The sequence below is a fragment of the Deltaproteobacteria bacterium genome (genome assembly GCA_005879795.1).
In the GTDB taxonomy this organism is placed as follows: Bacteria; Desulfobacterota; Binatia; order DP-6; family DP-6; genus DP-6.
This window is the reverse complement of sequence record VBKJ01000259.1, coordinates 1-3303: the sequence shown is the minus strand read 5'-3', so window position 1 is coordinate 3303 and position 3303 is coordinate 1. Positions and strand designations below refer to the sequence as shown.

General features: G+C 75.1%; 5 protein-coding genes. 3 read left to right on the top strand and 2 right to left on the bottom strand.

The genetic code is table 11. The features are described 5' to 3' along the window. Window positions 1–303 precede the first annotated feature (303 nt). The gene (locus E6J59_19815; GenBank protein ID TMB15686.1) at window positions 304–525 is read right to left on the bottom strand and encodes a hypothetical protein; all 222 of its coding nucleotides are present in this window, start codon (window positions 523–525) and stop codon (window positions 304–306) included. Window positions 526–648: 123 nt separating this feature from the next. On the opposite strand from E6J59_19815, the gene E6J59_19810 reads away from it, so the two are divergent. Next, complete coding sequence (locus tag E6J59_19810; GenBank protein ID TMB15685.1) at window positions 649–1812, top strand: hypothetical protein; 1164 nt, start codon at window positions 649–651, stop codon at window positions 1810–1812. 22 nt (window positions 1813–1834) lie between these two features. Here the strand turns inward: E6J59_19810 and E6J59_19805 are convergent, their stop codons facing one another. After that, window positions 1835–2698, bottom strand: coding sequence for an isoaspartyl peptidase/L-asparaginase (locus tag E6J59_19805; GenBank protein ID TMB15684.1), 864 nt, complete (start codon window positions 2696–2698; stop codon window positions 1835–1837). A gap of 92 nt (window positions 2699–2790) precedes the next feature. Between E6J59_19805 and E6J59_19800 the strand changes: the two genes are divergently transcribed. Together E6J59_19800 and E6J59_19795 are read left to right on the top strand one after the other, a co-directional pair. Further along, a complete protein-coding gene (locus E6J59_19800; GenBank protein ID TMB15683.1) occupies window positions 2791–3129 on the top strand; it encodes a carboxymuconolactone decarboxylase family protein in 339 nt (112 codons plus the stop codon). Further along, the coding region (locus E6J59_19795) for a proline--tRNA ligase (GenBank protein ID TMB15682.1) at window positions 3126–3303 on the top strand (178 nt) is incomplete at its 3' end. The genes E6J59_19800 and E6J59_19795, both read left to right, overlap by 4 nt.

Sequence of the window (3303 nt, the reverse complement as noted above, 5' to 3'; positions counted from 1 at the left end):
CAACGGGGCCGCGTGCGACGACGGGAACGGCTGCACGAGCAACGATACCTGTGCGAGCGGGACCTGCGCCGGGACCGTCGCGCCGGACAGCACGCCATGCGACGACGGGAACGACTGCACCACTGCCGACACGTGCCAGGTCGGCGTCTGCGACGGCGTCCCGGTGGCGGACAGCACGCCCTGCAGCGACGGCCACGACTGCACCACCGCCGATGCCTGTCAGAGCGGGGTCTGCGTGGGGACGGGGGTGGCGGACGGCGCGGCGTGCGACGACCGCAACGACTGCACGACCCCCGACACCTGTCAGGGCGGGACGTGCACGGGCATCCCGGTGGCCGACGGGACCGCCTGCGACGACGGCAGCGGCTGCACCACGGCGGACAGCTGCGACGCGAGCGGGCGCTGCATCCACCCGCCCGACGCCGCGAGCAGCGGGACGGTCTGCCGCGCCGCAGCCGGCGCCTGCGACGTGGCCGAGACCTGCACGGGAACGAGCGCCGACTGCCCCGCAGATGTGAAGAGCACGGCGGTGTGTCGGGCGGCGGCGGGTCCGTGCGACGTGGCCGAGAGCTGCGACGTGGTGAGCAACGACTGCCCGGCCGACGCCTTCCAGCCGGCGACGGTCGAGTGTCGCGCGGCGGCCGGCGTGTGCGACGGGCCTCGGCCGGCGTCTGCGACCCGGCGGAGACCTGCACGGGCGCGAGCGCCGCGTGCCCGCCCGACGCCAAGAGCACGAGCGTCTGCCGCCCCGCGGCGGGTCCGTGCGACGTGGCCGAGAGCTGCGACGGGGTGAGCGACGACTGCCCGGCCGACACCTTCCAGCCCGCGACCCTCGAGTGCCGCGCGGCGGCGGGCATGTGCGACGTGCCCGAGACCTGCGACGGGACGAGCGCCGCCTGTCCGCCCGACGCCAAGAGCACGGCGGTGTGCCGCCCGGCCGCGGGCGTGTGCGACGTGGCCGAGAGCTGCGACGGGGTGCATGACGACTGCCCGGCCGACGCGCTTCAGCCCTCGGGCGCCGTCTGCCGCCCGGCCGCGGGCGACTGTGACGTGGCCGAGACCTGCGACGGCGCCGCCGTGGCCTGCCCGCCGGACGCGTTCCAGCCCGCGACCGCCACCTGCCGGGCCTCGACGGGTGTCTGCGATCCCGCCGAGCAGTGCAGCGGCACGAGCGCGACGTGCCCCGCCGACGTGCTCGCCACGGACAGCGACGGGGACGGCGTGTGCGACCTGCTCGACAACTGCCTCACGGATCCGAACCCCTCGCAGGCCGACAGCGACCACGACGGGCTCGGCGACGCCTGCGACCCATGCACCAACATCGTCCCGGTCTTCGCGACCGGGGCGCGGATCAAGCTCGGGAAGCTCAACAGCCCCGGCGGCGCCGTGCTCAAGATGAAGGGGCGGATGGCCGTCCCGACCACCCCGCCGATCGACCCGGCCGCCCGGGGCGTGCGCATCCTGCTCGATGCGCCGGACCGCTCCATGCTCGACGTCATCATCCCGGGCGGTACGGGCTGGACGGTGAACCGGGCCGGTACGGCGTGGCGCTACCGCAATCCGCGCGAGGCCCATGGCATCACCCTGGCCCGCATCCGCATGCTCTCCGCGCCCGGGCTGCTCAGGTTCCTGGTGAGCGGCAGGCACGGCACCTACGGCGTGTCGCCCGCGGAGATGCCCCTCAAGGGCACCCTGGTGATCGACGCGCCGACCGCGCGCACGGGACAGTGCGGGGAGCTGCTCTTCACCGGGCTGGCCCCGGCGCCGCACTGTGCCTTCAACACGAAGCACGGCACGCTCCGCTGCAAGTAGCGAGGCGGACCCGGGGCCGTCCTCACCCGACGAGCACCGTGCCGCCGCTTTCCTCCGAGCGCCGCGCCGCTGCCATCGCCTCGGTGGTGTGCGCGATGCCGATGCGGCCCGCCGGGTCGATCAGCACGAGGCCAGCGGCCGCGCCGAGCCGCCGCTCGAGCTCGGCGAGGACGTGCCGCGCCACCCACGCGGGGTCGAGGCCGCGGCCGGTGAGCTCGAGGGCGCTGCGGACGAGGCACACGCGGATGATCGCCTCGCCGGGCCCGGTGGCCGACCCGGCGCCGAGTCGGTCGTCGGCGTAGGTGCCGGCGCCGAGCACGGCGGAGTCCCCGACCCGCCCGCTGCGCTTCCCGGCGACGCCGCCGGTCGAGGTCGCGGCCGCGAGATGTCCGGCATGGTCGCGAGCCACGGCTCCCACGGTGTCGCCGCTCGCCGGCCGGCGCTCGCGCCAGCGGCGGCGCGCCTCCTCGGTCACCAGGGCCTCGGGCGGGCAGCGCGGGAGCCCGTGGCTTGCGGCGAGCGCGGCCGCGGCCTCGCCCACGAGGAGCACCTCGCGGCCCTCGGCGGCGATCACGCGCGCGAGCCGCACCGGGTTCGCGACGCCGCTCACCGCACCCACCGCGCCGGCGGCGAGCGTTTCGCCCGCCATGACCGATGCGTCCGTCTCGAGCGTCCCTTCCACGGTCAGCACCGAGCCCCTGCCGGCGTTGAAGTGCGGGTCGTCCTCGAGCACGACGACGGCCTCGACGACCGCGTCGAGCGCGCTCCCCCCGCGCGCGAGCACCTGCCAGCCCGCCTCGGCTGCGCGCGCGAGACCGGCCCGGCGCGGCGCCCGCGCCTCCGCGGCCTCGCTTCCCGCGCCGCCGTGCACGGCGATCGCCTTCACGACGCGCGACTATATGGAGGCGCGGACTGGCTGCAAGCGCTTGCGCGGTGGTGTAAAGAGGGGGACCGCTCGTTCACGAAAGGAGCGCAGCCATGGTGTTCCACGGCGTCGACGTGAGGAAGCAGTTCAAGCGTATGCGCGAGCTCGCGCCCGAGGCGTACCGGGCATTCCTCGAGTTCGACGGCAAGGCGTTCGCCGAGGGCGCCATGCCGGTCAAGACGAAAGAGCTGATCGCGCTCGGCATCGCGCAGATCACGCAGTGCCCGTGGTGCATCGACGCGCACACGGCGCGGGCCACCAAGGCGGGCGCCACCGACCAGGAGATCGCCGAGACGACCTTCGTCGCCATGGCGATGGCGGCTGGCGCGGCCTGGAGCCACGGCGGGCTGGCCCTCCAGTCGCTCGACGAGCACCACGCGGCCGCCAAGTGACGCGCCTCTCCCGCCTCCTCGTCCCGACGCTGCGGGAGGATCCGGCCGACGCCGAGGTGGTGAGCCACAAGCTGCTGGTGCGCGCGGGCATGATGCGGCAGGTGGCGCGCGGCATCTACGACCTCCTGCCGCTCGGGCTCCGCGCCGTGCGCCGTTTCGAAAATATCGTGAGAG

What these genes read in the sequence shown, in the direction of transcription:
- E6J59_19800 (TMB15683.1), top strand. Translation starts at nt 2,791, where the DNA reads ATGGTGTTCCACGGCGTCGACGTGAGGAAGCAGTTCAAGCGTATGCGC.